At 63.2% G+C, this 15,336-nt stretch carries 12 protein-coding genes; 6 read left to right on the top strand and 6 right to left on the bottom strand.

Annotated features, from left to right (window positions below):
• Nucleotides 1–125 precede the first annotated feature (125 nt).
• Nucleotides 126–776 (bottom strand): autotransporter-associated beta strand repeat-containing protein, encoded by a 651-nt coding sequence (locus tag NKH03_RS12425; protein WP_352968570.1) that lies wholly within the window; start codon nt 774–776, stop codon nt 126–128.
• Between the two features lie 959 nt (nt 777–1,735).
• Here NKH03_RS12425 and NKH03_RS12420 point away from each other — a divergent pair.
• Nucleotides 1,736–3,826 carry an O-antigen ligase family protein gene (locus NKH03_RS12420; RefSeq protein WP_352968569.1) on the top strand — a complete coding sequence of 697 codons (2,091 nt, stop codon included), beginning with the start codon at nt 1,736–1,738 and terminating at the stop codon, nt 3,824–3,826.
• 29 nt (nt 3,827–3,855) lie between these two features.
• Here the strand turns inward: NKH03_RS12420 and smc are convergent, their stop codons facing one another.
• The 3 genes from smc to NKH03_RS12405 all read right to left on the bottom strand — a co-directional run bounded on the left by smc (nt 3,856) and on the right by NKH03_RS12405 (nt 8,827).
• A complete protein-coding gene (gene smc / locus NKH03_RS12415) occupies nt 3,856–7,314 on the bottom strand; it encodes a chromosome segregation protein SMC (RefSeq protein ID WP_352968568.1) in 3,459 nt (1,152 codons plus the stop codon).
• Between the two features lie 105 nt (nt 7,315–7,419).
• On the bottom strand, nt 7,420–8,163 hold the full coding sequence (locus NKH03_RS12410; RefSeq protein ID WP_352877529.1) for a DsbA family protein: 744 nt from the start codon (nt 8,161–8,163) through the stop codon (nt 7,420–7,422).
• A 163-nt stretch (nt 8,164–8,326) separates the two neighbouring features.
• Nucleotides 8,327–8,827, bottom strand: a complete 501-nt coding sequence (locus tag NKH03_RS12405; RefSeq protein ID WP_352868822.1) for a DUF721 domain-containing protein — start codon at nt 8,825–8,827, stop codon at nt 8,327–8,329.
• Between the two features lie 55 nt (nt 8,828–8,882).
• Here NKH03_RS12405 and mutY point away from each other — a divergent pair, with 55 nt between their 5' ends.
• Both mutY and NKH03_RS12395 read left to right on the top strand, forming a co-directional pair.
• Nucleotides 8,883–10,040 (top strand): A/G-specific adenine glycosylase, encoded by a 1,158-nt coding sequence (gene mutY, locus NKH03_RS12400; RefSeq protein WP_352968567.1) that lies wholly within the window; start codon nt 8,883–8,885, stop codon nt 10,038–10,040.
• Entirely contained in the window at nt 10,033–10,644 is a 612-nt protein-coding gene (locus NKH03_RS12395; protein WP_352968566.1) for an HAD family hydrolase, read from the top strand. Before mutY ends, NKH03_RS12395 begins: the two co-directional genes overlap by 8 nt.
• A gap of 56 nt (nt 10,645–10,700) precedes the next feature.
• Here the strand turns inward: NKH03_RS12395 and NKH03_RS12390 are convergent, their stop codons facing one another.
• On the bottom strand, nt 10,701–11,834 hold the full coding sequence (locus tag NKH03_RS12390) for a site-specific DNA-methyltransferase (protein ID WP_126068412.1): 1,134 nt from the start codon (nt 11,832–11,834) through the stop codon (nt 10,701–10,703).
• A gap of 164 nt (nt 11,835–11,998) precedes the next feature.
• Here NKH03_RS12390 and NKH03_RS12385 point away from each other — a divergent pair, with 164 nt between their 5' ends.
• Nucleotides 11,999–12,688 carry an HAD family hydrolase gene (locus NKH03_RS12385; protein ID WP_352968565.1) on the top strand — a complete coding sequence of 230 codons (690 nt, stop codon included), beginning with the start codon at nt 11,999–12,001 and terminating at the stop codon, nt 12,686–12,688.
• A gap of 199 nt (nt 12,689–12,887) precedes the next feature.
• Nucleotides 12,888–13,052, top strand: a complete 165-nt coding sequence (locus NKH03_RS12380) for a type II toxin-antitoxin system RelE/ParE family toxin (RefSeq protein WP_352968564.1) — start codon at nt 12,888–12,890, stop codon at nt 13,050–13,052.
• Between the two features lie 25 nt (nt 13,053–13,077).
• Here the strand turns inward: NKH03_RS12380 and NKH03_RS12375 are convergent, their stop codons facing one another.
• A complete protein-coding gene (locus tag NKH03_RS12375) occupies nt 13,078–13,806 on the bottom strand; it encodes a hypothetical protein (protein WP_352968563.1) in 729 nt (242 codons plus the stop codon).
• Nucleotides 13,807–13,934: 128 nt separating this feature from the next.
• Between NKH03_RS12375 and thrC the strand changes: the two genes are divergently transcribed.
• Nucleotides 13,935–15,332, top strand: a complete 1,398-nt coding sequence (gene thrC / locus NKH03_RS12370; protein ID WP_352868838.1) for a threonine synthase — start codon at nt 13,935–13,937, stop codon at nt 15,330–15,332.
• Nucleotides 15,333–15,336 lie beyond the last annotated feature (4 nt).

Below are 15,336 nucleotides of genomic sequence, written 5' to 3'. Positions count from 1 at the left end.
GGTGTCGTCGCTCAGCGTCGTCGCTGCGACCAGGGAAAAGCCACCCGTCCCGGTGATGTGGGCCGAGCCGACGCCCCCACCAATCGCGGAGGAGCCGGAGAGCAGCGTAACAACGCGGCCAGCGGCTAGCGCGCCGGTGTGCTTCGAAAAGTGGCACCCGAGGACAGATTGATGGCGTTGCCCGCGGCGCCTAGCGACGAATCGCCGCTGACGCTCAGGGTGCCCGCGGCGACGTTGACGCCGCCGCTGAAGGTGTTGGCGCCGGTGAGGGTCAGGACGCCGGCGCCCGCCTTGGTCAGCCCCGCGTTGCCGGCAAGAATCGAATTGATCGTGGCGGTGCCGTCGGTGGTGACCGTCGGTGTCGCGCCGCCGAGCGTCAGCGTGCTGCCGGTCAGCGTATAGGTGGTGTTGAGATCGAAGGTGAGGTTGTGCGCGATGATCGGCGTGTTCAGCGTCACCGTGGCGGTGGTGCCGTTGGGGCCGCCGAAAATGGCGTCATCGATCGCGGCGTTGCTCCAGATGGTGTACGGGCCGCTGACGCCATCCCCGTTGGGGCTCCAGAAAGACGAGCTTGTGTCCCATATGCCCGTGCCGCCGCGGTTGGCTGCCGTGCCGTTGGGATCCCAGTATCTGTCGGCACCACTGGCCGAACCTGCGGCAAGTCCCATCAGCAGCGCGGCCGGCAGAAGCCGGGCGCCCCACTTGCGTGCGACAGTCGAGACGAGATGCGCCACATTTGGCGCATAGCTTGCAGCTTCGCCCTTGCACTTGGTCATGCGGCCTCCGCGCACGATGCGCGAATCTGATGCCGCGCTGTTGCCCCTCGGATTTCCATGCAATCGAAACCCGGATCTCCCAGTGCGTTCGCCGGATTGAGAAAGGCGTTGAACCGTCTCGCCGCCGAGCAATTCCACTATAACTTACCCCACCTAAGTATTATGAGTTGCTAATGTTATTATACATTCGCATTCTCGCCGACTCACACTCTGTAACTGAGAATTGTCCACAAGTTGAGAACTACTGCCAAATATTATTGAGAGCATCTTAATTTTCTGATCAGTGTCGCATCCGCGCCACGGTCGCCACAAAACGAACGCGGTAACGGCTCCGCAAGCCGAGACGTGGCGGGGTCGACTAGGCAGTTCAAAATGACATCGACCGAGGTCCGGAAAACGACCGTTCTCCGTACAGGTTTAATCAGCGGATCAAGAGCTGTTCGTGTACGGAAACTATGTGCGGAATTCTATTATTGTGCCGACAACGCTCCACCAGCCCAATCAAACAGACCCGCATACGACCGCTAAATCCACACCGTCGGAAATCGTTCGTGGGACCTTCTGGGGCAATGCCGACGATGTTGGTTCCAAGCCGCGCCAACTCTGGACTCAAATTCCGACCATGAGGTGCTAAATCGAATCTGATATCCGAATTTCTCCCATAAGCGCATGCAATCCCGGCGGGGACACGACCCCAAAAAGTTCGAAAAGCTTCCAAGAACCCCAGCCATCCCTTTAAGGTCCGTTCCGGACACATGGGTTACGGTTTATACCGGAGACATGGGTAACACTTTTGGCCCGAAGGGGTTTGGAGTGGCTCGAGCCTCCCAGTGCAAATCGCGGCAAACGGGGATCGTCACTTTGCACATGGTCTGAATAGTATTGAACATCTCCCTCTTTTCCATACAAGGTCGTCGAAGAATCGACCAAGAGGGGTGGCGGCTCAAAATGGAACTTCAATGAACCTTCCTATCTTCGCCATCAACCTCGATCGCGAGACCGGTCGCTGGAGCGAATTGGTCGCCAGCGCCGAGGCGGCCGGCCTGACCTTGCAGCGCATTGCCGCCATCGACGGCCGCGCCCTCGCTAAGGAGGAATGGACGGAGATCGATCTTCCAACCGCGCGCAAGCTAAGCGGGCGCGACATTCTGCCCGGCGAATATGCCTGTTACCGCAGCCATATCCAGGCGCTGGAAACGTTCCTGGCCGGTGGCGGCGCCCATGGCCTGATTGTCGAGGACGACGTCCTCTTCAGCGAAAACACCATACCGCGCATCGAGGCCATCATCGCGGCGGTCCCGGATTTCGACGTCATAAAGCTGATCAACCATCGCATGAGCTTCTTCATGCGCGCTGTCGAGACGACGGAAGGCGACGAGATCGGTCGCGCGCTGCATGGCCCGCAAGGCTCAGCGGCCGCCTATCTGGTTACGCGGGAGGGGGCGCGGGGACTGTTGTCGGCGCTCGCCGTAATGAAAATGCCATGGGACGTCGCACTCGAACGATTTTGGGATACCGGCCTGAAAGTCTATTCGGTCCGCCAAAACGTGCTTGGCTTCGCCGCCAGCAGCAAGATTTCCGGCATAGCCGGTCCCTCGGGAAGCTACAAATTCGCAAGGCTTGGCGGGCCGAGCCGGCTACGCGCCGGGGCGTTGCGGGCCAGCGAAGAGCTGCGCCGCCTGCATCACGTCCTGCTGCGGCCCCCTTTGCCGCGAGAAACCCCGGACTACGCCAGGGGCGACGCGCCGCGCAACACCCTGCTTCTGTTGCTTGCGGCACTCGCTATTCTCGCTTTGGTCTCCGCGGTCTGGCGCGAGGCCGACACCTACCGCTATGCGGGCCTGGCGCTCGCTTTGATCGCAGTCGTCCGCTGGTTCAGGGTGGACCTTTGGACCTACAGCAAACCGCTGATTGGTTGGGTCGGCGGTCTGTGCATAGGTTGGTCGCTCTATGTCTTCATCCGACTGGCGATCGTCTATTTCGGCACTCACCAGTTGGGTGGCGCCGAAGGCATTTACCTGTTTCCGCTGTTCTACGCGACGACCGGCTTCGCGTTTCTGCTGCTTGTCAGGCAGCCCGCGCGGCTCGTCCTCTGGTTCATGATCCTCAGTCTTGTCTTCCTGGCGGCGGACACCCCCTATTCGGACATGCTTCATGGTATCCAACCGGCGCCGCGGCTTTTCAACAATCCTATCCACGCGTCGGTGGCGGCCGGTTTCATCTTCCTTTGCACGCTACAATTCATGGCATACACGGCCCAAAAAACGGACCTGAGGAAAGCAACCAAGAACCTGCATTGGGCGCTGTCGACAGCCGTCCTGCTGTTTGCCCTCGTCAACATCATTGGGATGCGGTCAAAGGGTGTCTGGCTTGCGCTTGCGCTGGTCCTGCTCTTGTTGGCGGTCATGACCCTGGCGAGAGGCCATCGCCGCGAACTGTTGGTTTCGGGTGGCGTGCTGGCGATCGTGGCGGCCGGGGTTGTCGCAACACACAACATCTTCTCGTCCACCGCCGGCGAGACCATGATCTTCGCCAAGGCCCTGGTTCCGGATGTCTTGAGGCATGGCGTCCTCCCGGCCTTCGACCGCGCCATCGCGAGCGATACGGTTCCATTTGCAGCCAAGGAACGGCTGATGCTGTGGGCGGATGCGATCGAGATCTGGAAACGCCACCCGATCTTCGGAGCCAGTTCCAGCTGGCTGACCGAATGGGAGCACAGAACCTATCATCCCATGATCTTCAACGTCTTCCACAACGGTTATCTGGAGATTGCCGTGCGTTATGGTGTGGTCGGACTGGCGTTCTTCGCCTTTCTCTACACGTGGTCGGCCAGGCAGGTTCTGCTGGCGATGCGGGCCAAGCTTATCGCTCCGGCCGCATGGTCCTGCTACATCTCAACACTGGTCTTCTTCGCCCTAACCATCCTTACCAATTCAAACAACCGGCTGGCTATGGGTGAGGCTTTCATGTGGTTCGCCGCGGCATTCGGCTTCTATTGTTTCTATGTTCGCCAGCAGAACAACCTTGTCGCGCCGCGAACCTATTTCTAGCCAGACGGGCCGGCGTGGCGCGGGCCGCGTCAGCTCGCCTCGCGCATCGCTTCGGCCGCTTGCAGGTCGACCGACACAAGCTGGCTGACGCCCTGCTCGGCCATGGTCACGCCGAACAGCCGGTTCATGCGCGCCATGGTGATCGGGTTGTGGGTGATGATGACGAAGCGCGTCTCGGTGGTGGCTGCCATTTCGTCCATGAGATTGCAGAAGCGCTCGACATTGTGATCGTCGAGCGGGGCATCGACTTCGTCGAGCACGCAGATCGGCGCCGGATTGGTCAGGAACACCGCGAAGATCAGCGACATCGCCGTCAACGCCTGCTCGCCGCCGGACAACAGCGTCATGGTCTGCGGCTTTTTGCCGGGCGGGCGGGCCAGGATTTCGAGCCCTGCCTCGAGCGGATCGTCGGATTCGATCAGCTGCAACTCCGCCGTGCCGCCGCCGAACAGATGCGAGAACAGCCGCTGGAAATGGCTGTTGACGACGTCGAAGGCGGCGAGCAGCCGCTCACGACCTTCGCGGTTGAGGCTCTGGATTGCTTGCCTGAGCTTGCGGATCGCCTCGATGATGTCCTCGCGCTCCGACACGATCGCCTCGAGCCGGTCGGAAAGCTCCTTCTGCTCTTCCTCGGCGCGCAGGTTGACGGCGCCCAGCCGTTCGCGCTCGATCTTCAGCCGGTCGAGCTGACGCTCGATCTCGGCCATATCAGGCATCGGGCTGTCAGCCTCCAGACCGGTATGGCGGATGACCAGATGCGGCGGCGTGTTCAGCGTCTCCTGGATGCGTGCCTCGACCTCCAGCCGGCGTTCGTCGGCCGCGGTCAGCCGCTCTTCGGCGCGAACGCGGGTCTCGCGCGCCTCGGCCAGGAACTGGATGGCGCCGGTGGCGGCCTTGTCCAGTTCGGATTGCCGGTTCTCGGCTTCCTGCAAACGGTCGGCCGCCCCCTTGCGCAAGGTCTCGGCCTCGGTGAGCTGCGACAGCAGCGCGCGCCGCTTGGCGTCGATTTCATCGGGCGCATCCGCCAACCGCTCGCGTTCGGCCTCGGCTTCGGCCTTGCGTTCGCCAAGCGATGCGATCTGTGTCGAGGCGTTTTCAGCCCGCTCCAGCCAGTTGCCGCGCTCGGCGCCAATGGCATCGAGCCGGCGCGCGCGCGCCTCGGCTTCGCGCCGCAGACCCTCGTGCACCGCACGCGCATCGGCAAGCGTGGCGCGGTCGCGGGCAACATTGGCCGAGGACTGTTCGAGCTGCAATTGCAGGTCGCCGAGATCGGGCGCGTCCTGCAGCAGCATTTCCGCCTCGGCGAAGGCCGCCGAGGTCTCCTCATGGCTGTCGACGATGCGCGCACGCGCCTCATCCAGTGCGGCGCGGCGGCTCTGCAATTCGCCGCCGGCCCGTTCGGCCTCAGCCAGCGCATTGCGGGCAGCGTCCAGCCGATGCTGGGCTTCACGACCGGCCTGGCGCGCATTGCGCTCGGCCTCGCTCGTCAGGCGAAGCGCTTGTTCGGCCTGCGCCAACGCTTCTTCGGCCTGACGCAGGACAAGCGTCGCCTGTATCGCCTCCGCATCGAGTTCAGCCAGCCGGTTCTTCTGCGCCAGCCGCTGTGCGGCGGCGGTCGGTGCGTCGGCACTGGCGGTAAAGCCATCCCAGCGCCACAGCGCGCCCTCGCGGCTGACCAGCCGCTGGCCGGGAGCAAGGAGGGCCCGCAGGCGGCGGCCATCGCCTGATACAACGATACCGATCTGCGCCAGGCGGCGGGCGAGCTGTGCCGGGGCGTGAACCACGCTGGCAAGGCTCCTGACGCCCTCGGGCAGAGCCGCGTCGCCGGGCTGGATTCCGCTTTCGCCCCAATGCACCGGCGCGCTGCGGTCGAGCGGCACGTCGAGGTCTTCGCCAAGGGCCGCACCAAGCGCCGTCTCGAAACCGCGCTCGACGCTGATCTGTTCCAGCACGGCCGGGAAAAGGTCGCCGCTGGCGGCATTGAGTATCTTGGCCAGCGTACGCGCTTCCGTCTCGATCCGCGCCAGCTCGGCCCTGGCATCCTGAAGCGGCGGCCGGGCAGCGCTTTCGGTGGCGCGGGCATCGATAACCGACTGTTCGGCCTCCAATACGGCAGCCTCGGCTTCCTCCAGCAGCGCCATGGCCTGTTCGACCAGCACGCGCTTCTCGGCCGGATCCGGCAGGCCGGCGACCTTGGAGAGTATCTCCGACAATTCGCGGTCGACGTCGGCAAGCTGACGCGCGAAGCGGTCGCGGCGCTCGGCGGTGTCGCGCAGCGTCCGTTCGATCTGGTTGCGCGCGGCGGCAGCCTCTGCCCGCTCGGCGGTCAGCGTGGCGAGCTTGGCCTCGCTTTGCGAAAGCGTCGATGCCGCCTGTTCGAAGGCGGCGCGGGTGCTCGCCTCGCGCTCGGCGGCACTGGCATTTTCGGAATTGAGCGTGGCTTCCTCGGTGCGCAGGCGTTCGAGGATGTCCGCATTGTCGCGAACCATGCGCTCCTCACGCGCGATGTCTCCGTCGAGCTGCTGCAGCCGGCGCTCAAGTTCGGTCTGACGGGCACGGATACGGCCGGCTTCCTCCTCGATCTGCGACTTGGCGATCGACAGGCGCTGGAAGGCAGCGGCCGCGGCGGCTTCCGCGTCGCGCAGATCGGGCAGGCGGTGAGCGCCGATGCCTTGCTCGCGGGCGGCGGCCATCTGTGCGGCGGCGCGGTCGCCGACAAGCGCCGTGGCAACGGCAAGTGCCGAGCGCGCATCGCCCTCCTGGGTCTTGGCCAGCGTCCAGCGCAGATGCAACAGCGTTGCTTCGGCCTTGCGGATATCGGCCGACAGGTTCTTGAAGCGGGAGGCCTGGCGCGCCTGGCGCTTCAGGCTTTCGATCTGGCTTTCCAGTTCGCCGACGACGTCGTCCAGCCGTTCGAGGTTCTGTTCGGCCGCCTTCAGCCGCAGTTCTGCCTCATGGCGGCGCGTGTGCAGGCCGGAAATGCCGGCCGCCTCTTCGAGAAGGGCGCGGCGCGCCTGCGGCTTGGCCTGGATCAGTTCACCGATACGGCCCTGGCCGACCATCGACGGCGAGCGCGCGCCGGTCGACTGGTCGGCGAACAGAAGCTGCACGTCCTTGGCGCGCGCCTCCTTGCCGTTAATGCGATAAAGCGAGCCCGCCTCGCGCTCGATGCGGCGCGAGACCTGCAATTCATCGGCATCGTTGAAGGCTGCAGGCGCGCTACGGTCGCTGTTGTCGAGGAAAAGCGTGACTTCGGCGGTGTTGCGTGCCGGGCGCGTGCCCGAGCCGGAAAAGATGACGTCGTCCATGCCGGACGCGCGCATGTTCTTGTAGGAGCTTTCGCCCATCACCCAGCGCAGCGCCTCGACCAGGTTCGACTTGCCGCAGCCGTTCGGCCCAACAATGCCGGTCAGTCCGCGTTCGATGACGAACTCGCCGGGCTCGACGAAGGACTTGAAACCGAGGAGGCGAAGGCGCGAAAACTTCATTCGCGCCGCCCATTAAGCGGGTTTGCGCGGTTTTGCAAAAGGAATTCGCGGCACGACAAGAAGCCGCGCACGCCGGAGCGCCGCAGCCTCAGTGCTGACTGGACATCAGAGCAGAGGGTCGATGATGGCCGACATTTCCTCAATCGACATCGCCCCTTTGTAGGTCTTACCGTTGATGAAGAAGGTCGGCGTCGAGTCGACCTTGAATTCATTAGCGCCGCGCTTCTGGACCGATCTCACATCGTCCAGAAGTTTCTGGTCCGTCAAGCAGGCCTCGAAGGACTCCTGTGTAAAACCGGCGAGCTTCGAGATTTGCAGCAGCGCATCCTTGGTGTTCTGAACGCCAACCCAGTTCGCCTGCTGCCTGAACAGGACGTCGACCATAGGGTAATAGTTATCCTTGGCGCAGCGCGCCAGCATGAAACCGGCTTCGGCACTCGGATCGAACGGGAATTCGCGCAGGATGTAGCGCGCCTTGCCGGTGTCGATGTACTTGGTCTTCAGTTCCGGAAAGGTGGTCTCGGCGAAATGCGCGCAGTGTGGGCAGGTCATCGAGGCATATTCGACGATGGTAACCTTGGCGTCGTCCTTGCCAAGCTGCTTGTCGGGCAGCGCACCCGGCTTCATCAGTTCCGCCATATCCACGGTGCCCTGGGCTTCCGGCGCGGTTGCGGCGGCCGGCGTGGCGGGCTTCGCGGGAGTGGCAGGGTTCGCGGGCTTCACATCCGCGGCCTTGGCTTCCTCGCTGGAGTCGCTGCAGGCGGCGAGCAGGGCGACCGCCGGAATGGCGGCCAGCGAAGACAGGACGTTTCTGCGAGACAAGCTTTGGCCGAACGGGGGACGGTTCATACGAATCACCTGACAAGGGTTGGATTTTGCAATGCAAAGGCACGAAAAGGCGAGAGTTGGCGCGAATTAAGGCATCTCCATCCCCAATCCAATCGCGAAACCTGACAAGGGCGATCACGAATGCGAGATATTGACGACAAATCCATGACGTTCTTCAGGGGGTCTATGACTTCCTCTCCCCGATAATGGTCGCGCCAAGTCTTTCCAGCGAGGCGCGCAACTCATCATTGTCGACCAGGCCGACGGTCCCCGACAGTTTCGTCTTCTCGGCCGCCGTCAGCGGCCTGAGGGCCGGTCTGCGCCTTCCCTTGTCGGCTGTCACCGGCTTCTGCAGGATCCGGATGCGGCTGATGGCGGTGAAACCGAGGAAGGCGTTGACCCGGTTGATGATCTCGCCGGTCTCGTGCTGCAGATGAAGCGCCGCCATGCCTTCGCAGGCGATGACCAGCACCGCCGGCTCGAACGGATCGTCCTCATGCATGCGGCGCGGCCACTGGATTTTTTCGGGGCGCGAGTGGCTGGCCAGCCGTGGCCCGGCAATCTCTTCCCATGACTGGACGAGGCCGATCGAAATGCCGGCCCGCTTGCGCAGCACCGGATCGAGGATCTTGGTCGCGAGATCGCTGACCGGGACGGGATTGCCGTAGGGCGTTCTCCCTGCCATGTACGTTCTCCAGCCACAACCTTCATCAGTATCGGCCAAGGCCAATTCCCGATCAATGGCACCAGCAGACCAGACCCGCAAGACCGCATCCCGAGATAGCAGCCCAGTCGCATCTGGAGATAGCGACGATATCGCATACCGCCTGCTCGGCTGGTATGATGTGCATCATCGCGAGCTGCCGTGGAGGATCACGCCACGCGAGCATGCGCGGGGCGTGAGGCCCGATCCCTATCGCATCTGGCTGTCCGAAGTCATGCTGCAGCAGACCACGGTCGAAGCGGTGAAGGCCTATTTCCGGGTTTTCGTCGAGAAGTGGCCTGACGTCGTGGCACTGGCCGCGGCGCCGACCGAGGACGTGATGAAAGCCTGGGCCGGGCTCGGGTACTACTCCCGCGCCCGCAATCTCAAAGCTTGTGCCGATCTGGTGGCCCTGCGTGGCGGCCGGTTCCCCGACACCGAGACGGGGTTGAGAGAACTGCCCGGCATCGGCGCCTATACGTCGGCGGCCATCATGGCAATCGCCTTCGACCGCCCTGCCGCCGTGGTCGATGGCAATGTCGAACGCGTCATCTCCCGGCTGTTTTCGATCACGACGCCGCTGAGCGAGGCCAAGCCGGAAATCCGTGCCTACGTCCAGCGCATGGTGCCAGGGACAAGGCCGGGCGACTTCGCCCAGGCGATGATGGATCTCGGCGCCACGATCTGCACGCCGCGCCGACCGCGCTGCATGCTGTGCCCGCTTAGCGAAGACTGCAGCGCGGTCGTTTCAGGCGATCCCGAGCACTTCCCAGTGCGCCTGCCCAAGGCCGACAAGCCCCTGCGGCGCGGCGCAGCCTTCGTCGCCGTGCGGGGCGACGGTGCCATTCTTCTGCGCAAACGGGCGGAGAAGGGCTTGCTTGGCGGCATGACCGAGGTGCCGACGACAGGCTGGACCGCGCGGATCGATGGGGGCACGACGCAAGCGGCCGCGCCTTTCCCTGCCAACTGGCGGCGTGCCGGCCAGATTGCCCATGTCTTCACGCATTTCGCTCTCGAACTCGAAGTCTTTCACGCCCACATCAAAGGTGATGCGCCGGAGGGGCATTTCTGGTCGCTCGCCCACGAGATTTCCGGCGAGGCGCTGCCCACTGTCATGAAAAAGGCAATCGAGGCTGCGATACCCGGCGCGACGAAAAAGCCGTCGCCACACCATGCAAAGAGGCCCCATGACTGAAATACGCCACATCGTTTTCGACATCGGCAGGGTGCTGATCCACTACGATCCCAACATTCCGTTCAACCGCCTCATTCCGGATGCCGAGGAGAGAAGGTGGTTTTTCGACAATGTCTGCACGCATGACTGGAACATCGAGCAGGACCGCGGCCGGACGTGGGAAGAGGCCGAGGCGCTGCTGATCGCGGACCATCCCGATCACGCGGAAAACATCCGCGGTTTCCGCCGCCACTGGCACGAAATGGTGCCGCACGCCTATGACGACAGCGTCGCCATCATGCTCGGCCTGATCGAGGGCGGCCACGACGTGACCATGCTGACCAACTTCGCCAGCGACACGCTGGCCGAGGCACGCGAGCGCTTCGATTTTCTCGACCGGCCACGCGGCGTGACCATTTCCGGCGAGATCGGCATGATCAAGCCGGATCGCGGCATCTACGATCATCACGTCGCCGCATTCGGCCTCGAACCGGCCGCGACGCTGTTCATCGACGACAGCCAGAAGAATGTAGACGGCGCCAAGGCGGCAGGCTGGCAGTCGGTGCTGTTCACCGATGCGAAGACGCTTCAAGCCGATCTTGAGCGTCTCGGAATCAAGGCGTGATTCCAGCGATCCGTTGAACCTTTGAACCAACGGAATTCGAAACCATTGGCAGGGGCTCAGGCCCCTGCCCGCTCCATGCCAAGCCGTGCGATGCGGCGAAGCTCGTCGATCGGGGTGAGGCCGCCGCTGCGCTCATAGTGCCAGAAGGTCCAGCCGTTGCAGGCATCCAGCCCCTGCACTTCGGCGCCGATCTTGTGGATCGAGCCGGCGCTGTCGCCGATCGCCACCGTGCCATCGGCGCGCACCTTGGCCGCCCAGCGCTTCTTGGCGTCGTAGAGCGTCGCGCCCGGCATCATCAGCCCTGTGTCGATGAGGCTGACGAAGGCGACGCGCGGCTCGGCGCGCTTGCCGGTAAGCACGGTGAGATCCGCACCGTCCAGCGGCCGCACCGCATCGATGCGCTCATTGGCGGCGTCGATATAGGCCTGCTCGCGTTCGATGCCGACGAAATGGCGGCCGAGGCGTTTTGCGACCGCGCCGGTGGTGCCGGAGCCGAAGAAGGGATCGAGCACGATGTCGCCCGGTTTGGTCGAGGCCATCATGATGCGGGCGAGCAGCGCTTCCGGCTTCTGCGTCGGGTGCAGCTTGTCGCCATTGTCGTTTTTCAGCCGCTCGCCGCCGGTGCAGATCGGAAACAGCCAGTCGGAACGCATCTGGATGTCGTCGTTGGACGCCTTCATCGCTTCATAGTTGAAGGTATAGCCCTTGCCCTTCTGGTCGCGCGAGGCCCAGATCATCGTCTCATGCGCGTTTTGAAAGCGGCGGCCACGGAAATTCGGCATCGGGTTGGTCTTGCGCCAGACCACGTCGTTGAGGATCCAGAAGCCGAGATCCTGCATCTTGGCGCCGACCCGGAAGATGTTGTGATAGGAGCCGATGACCCAGATGGTGCCGTTGGGCTTCAGCACCCGCCGCGCCGCCAAGAGCCAGGCACGGGTGAAGGCGTCATAGGCCTCGAAACTCTCGAACTGGTCCCAGTCGTCATCGACGGCGTCGACTTTCGACTGATCAGGGCGGTGCAGGTCGCCGTCGAGCTGCAGATTGTAGGGCGGATCGGCGAAGATGACGTCGATCGACTTTTCGGGCAGCCGGTCGAGCGCGGCGACGCAGTCGCCCTTGAGGATCGTGTCCAGCCATTCGGATTGCTGGGGGGCATGGGATAGCTCGTCGAGAAGACGCACGGCAGACATTCTGACACCCAAGGCACGCGTTACTGTTTACTCTCCGTTATGGTTACCGATCAGCGTAAATATTCGGTGAAGACTGCAGAGTTTGCGAACGGTGCCCTGTTGGTGTATGCCGCGCCGCCTGAGCCTCCCGAGGCCCCCTTCATCCTCCCATTGTCCGGATCACCATGCCCCAGCCAGACCTTGTCATCTTCGATTGCGACGGCGTGCTCGTCGATTCCGAAATCATCGCCGCTCGCGTCGAGGCGGAGCTGCTTACCCTAGCCGGGTACGAAATCTCCGCGGAAGAACTCGCCGAGACCTACGCTGGTCTGACGTTCAAGGACATCATGATGCGGGTCGAGGAGAAGTCCAGCATCCCGTTCCAGGTATCGTTGATCGACCGCGCCGAAGAACTGGTCGACCGTAAATTGCGCAGCGACGTACGTGCCATCGATGGCGCGCGCGAGGCAGTCGCCGCGGTGACAATGCAGCGTTGCATCTGTTCCAATTCACGCTCGGAGCGGATCGAATTCATGCTGGAGAAGGTTCACCTGATGCCCTTCTTCAAGGACCGCATTTTTTCCGCGATGGAAACACCGACCGGAAAAACCAAGCCTGCCCCAGACGTGTTCCTGTTCGCGGCGGAGAAACTCAACGCAAACCCGTCGAACACGTTCGTCATCGAGGATTCCGTGCACGGCGTCCACGGCGCCAGGGCGGCCGGCATGCGGGTGATCGGCTTCACCGGCGCCACCCATAGCTATCCCGGCCATGCCGACGCGCTGACCGAGGCCGGCGCCGAAACGGTGATCCGCCGATGGGCTGAGCTGAAAAGCGTGATCGCCGCGCTGTCGGAGTGGTCGGCGGATGCCTGAGGTATGATTGAATTCCGCCCTCGTGGCGGGACTTTTTCTCGCCCGGCCGGCCTACCGTTCTCGTGCTTCAGAGTTGTACGATGCGATGCTGCAATTTTGGGGCTGGTTTTTCGCTTCAAAACCCTGATGGCTCTGCGATAATTGCGCCATGACGATTGAGCTTGAAATGATCTAGCTAATTGGCCGCACCGACGAACTCTTGGCGTCAAATCCCATGATCGGGCGCAAGGGGCGAGCGGGCGGAACCCGCGAGCTTGTGATAGCGCGGACACCCTACATCGTTGTTTACCGGGTGCGCGGCAGCGACATTGAAATCATCGCCGTTGTCCATGGGGCCAGAGAATGGCCGGAGGGCCTCACATAGCCCGCCCATGTCTTGTGTTCGTCGCTTAATTCGTCGCCGGAGCTCTCTTCCTGTGGGTCTTCTTCGGCTTGTCCGTCGTTGCCTTCGGCGCGTTTTCATCATAGCCGGCAAAGGCCTGATAGTCCTGCGCCGTCGGCTCGGGCACGACGACATTGGAATCGGTGAAGACGAACTGGGTGGCGACCGAGGGGTCGGTGACCTGGACCTGATACTGGTGAAGCTGCGAGTAAAGGACCTCGGTGCCATGCATCACGGCGGTGCGGATCGGCATGGAGATGGTGCCGGGCGAGAATTTCGGTCCCGGCACGATTTTGCCGGCGACCGCGATCTTCATCGTCAACTGGCCGTTGGCACGGCTGCAGTCGCGTGTCACGTCGCTGACCGATGCCTGGTAGATGATGTTCGCCGACTCGTCGGGCGGAGTAGCAGCGGCGGCGTCGGCCTCAGCCTGGGCCGCAGCGTCCTGCGCGGCGTCTCCCGTCTTCTTGAGCCTGGGCTTGGGCTTCTGGGCGTCCTTGGAATAGGTGTTGTAGAATGCCGTGCCGTCTCGCACCGTCACCCTCGGACAATAGGCCTGCAGCTGGCTGGCCAGTATCTTGGGGTCCTGTGGCGGCGGTGGCGCGGTTGGATCCTTCTTGCCGATGCCGAGGTTCAGGATGCCATTGTCGCCCGATTGGCAGCCGGCGGCGGCAAGCATAAAGCCGGTGAGCGCAAGACCCGCCAAAAAGCGACCACTGAATGTACGAAACGCCATGAAACTGCACTTCCCTCTCGCAAAGCTGGTGACGTATATCAACCGCGCGGCAAAAATGCGACTGAGCCAGCGCGGAAATTAACCACCTTGCGGTGGACGGAAAAGCCAAGCAGTAACGGATTTGTGACATGCAATATGTGAGTACCCGCGGGGAAGCCCCCGTTCTTGGATTTTCCGACGCCGTGCTGGCTGGCCTGGCGCGCGACGGCGGGCTCTATGTGCCGCGCGAGTGGCCGCAGTTTTCCGCGGCCGATATCCGCGCCATGCGCGGCCTTGCCTATCCCGATCTTGCCATCCGCGTGCTGTCGCCGTTTCTCGGCGACGAAATCCCCGCACCCGTCTTCGAACGCCTGGTGCGCGAAGCCTATGCCACCTTCCGCCACGAGGCCGTCTGCCCGCTGGTGCAAACCGGCCCCAACACCTTCATCCTGGAGCTCTTCCACGGGCCGACGCTCGCCTTCAAGGACGTGGCGATGCAGCTTCTCGCCCGGCTGATGGACCATGTGCTGACCGAACGCGATCAGCACGCCACCATCGTCGGCGCCACCTCGGGCGATACCGGCGGGGCGGCAATCGATGCGTTTGCCGGGCGCAGCCGCACCGACATCTTCATCCTTTTCCCGCACGGTCGCGTCTCGCCGGTGCAGCAGCGGCAGATGACGACATCGACGGCTGAAAACGTCCACGCGCTGGCGATCGAAGGCAATTTCGACGATTGCCAGGGCCTGCTCAAGGACATGTTCAACGATCATGGCTTTCGCGACCGGGTTGCGCTTTCTGGCGTCAATTCGATCAACTGGGCCCGCATCATGGCCCAGATCGTCTATTATTTCTCCTCGGCGCTGTCGCTCGGCGCGCCGGACAGGCCGGTCTCCTTCACCGTGCCGACCGGCAATTTCGGCGATATCTTCGCCGGCTACGCAGCCAAGAAGATGGGCCTGCCGATCGAACGGCTGGTCATCGCCACCAACGACAACGACATCCTGGCGCGGACCTTCGCGACCGGCGAATACCGCACCAAAGGCGTCTTTGCGACCACCTCGCCGTCGATGGACATCCAGGTGTCGTCCAATTTCGAACGCTTGCTGTTCGAGGCCTCAGGCCGCGACGCCGCGACCGTGCGACGCTACATGGACGGCCTGAAGCAGTCCGGCGCTTTCACCATCGAACCCCAGCAAATCGCCGGGATGCGGTCCGAATTCGATGCCGGCCGCGCTGATATGGACGAGGTCGCCGCCACCATCCGCTCGACGCTCGCGGCCAGCAACTACCTGCTTGATCCGCACACCGCGGCAGCCGTGCATGTCGCGGCGGGCAAGGCGTCAGGCGCCGTGCCGATGGTGGTGCTGGGCACCGCCCACCCGGCAAAGTTTCCGGCCGCCGTCGAAGCAGCCAGCGGCGTGTCGCCCGCACTGCCCGCATGGCTAGGTGGGTTGATGACGTCGGAGGAAAAATACACGGTACTTCCATCCGACCTGAAAATGGTGGAAGATTACGTCGGCCGCCGTGCACGGGCGGCGCGTTAGGGAG

This window comes from Mesorhizobium sp. M1406, from assembly GCF_040317555.1.
Taxonomy (GTDB): domain Bacteria; phylum Pseudomonadota; class Alphaproteobacteria; order Rhizobiales; family Rhizobiaceae; genus Mesorhizobium.
The sequence above is the reverse complement of the archived record's forward strand: the minus strand, read 5'-3'. Positions and strand labels throughout refer to the sequence as shown.

What these genes read in the sequence shown, in the direction of transcription:
- NKH03_RS12425 (WP_352968570.1), bottom strand. Translation starts at nt 776, where the DNA reads ATGACCAAGTGCAAGGGCGAAGCTGCAAGCTATGCGCCAAATGTGGCG.
- NKH03_RS12420 (WP_352968569.1), top strand. Translation starts at nt 1,736, where the DNA reads ATGAACCTTCCTATCTTCGCCATCAACCTCGATCGCGAGACCGGTCGC.
- smc (WP_352968568.1), bottom strand. Translation starts at nt 7,314, where the DNA reads ATGAAGTTTTCGCGCCTTCGCCTCCTCGGTTTCAAGTCCTTCGTCGAG.
- NKH03_RS12410 (WP_352877529.1), bottom strand. Translation starts at nt 8,163, where the DNA reads ATGAACCGTCCCCCGTTCGGCCAAAGCTTGTCTCGCAGAAACGTCCTG.
- NKH03_RS12405 (WP_352868822.1), bottom strand. Translation starts at nt 8,827, where the DNA reads ATGGCAGGGAGAACGCCCTACGGCAATCCCGTCCCGGTCAGCGATCTC.
- mutY (WP_352968567.1), top strand. Translation starts at nt 8,883, where the DNA reads ATGGCACCAGCAGACCAGACCCGCAAGACCGCATCCCGAGATAGCAGC.
- NKH03_RS12395 (WP_352968566.1), top strand. Translation starts at nt 10,033, where the DNA reads ATGACTGAAATACGCCACATCGTTTTCGACATCGGCAGGGTGCTGATC.
- NKH03_RS12390 (WP_126068412.1), bottom strand. Translation starts at nt 11,834, where the DNA reads ATGTCTGCCGTGCGTCTTCTCGACGAGCTATCCCATGCCCCCCAGCAA.
- NKH03_RS12385 (WP_352968565.1), top strand. Translation starts at nt 11,999, where the DNA reads ATGCCCCAGCCAGACCTTGTCATCTTCGATTGCGACGGCGTGCTCGTC.
- NKH03_RS12375 (WP_352968563.1), bottom strand. Translation starts at nt 13,806, where the DNA reads ATGGCGTTTCGTACATTCAGTGGTCGCTTTTTGGCGGGTCTTGCGCTC.
- thrC (WP_352868838.1), top strand. Translation starts at nt 13,935, where the DNA reads ATGCAATATGTGAGTACCCGCGGGGAAGCCCCCGTTCTTGGATTTTCC.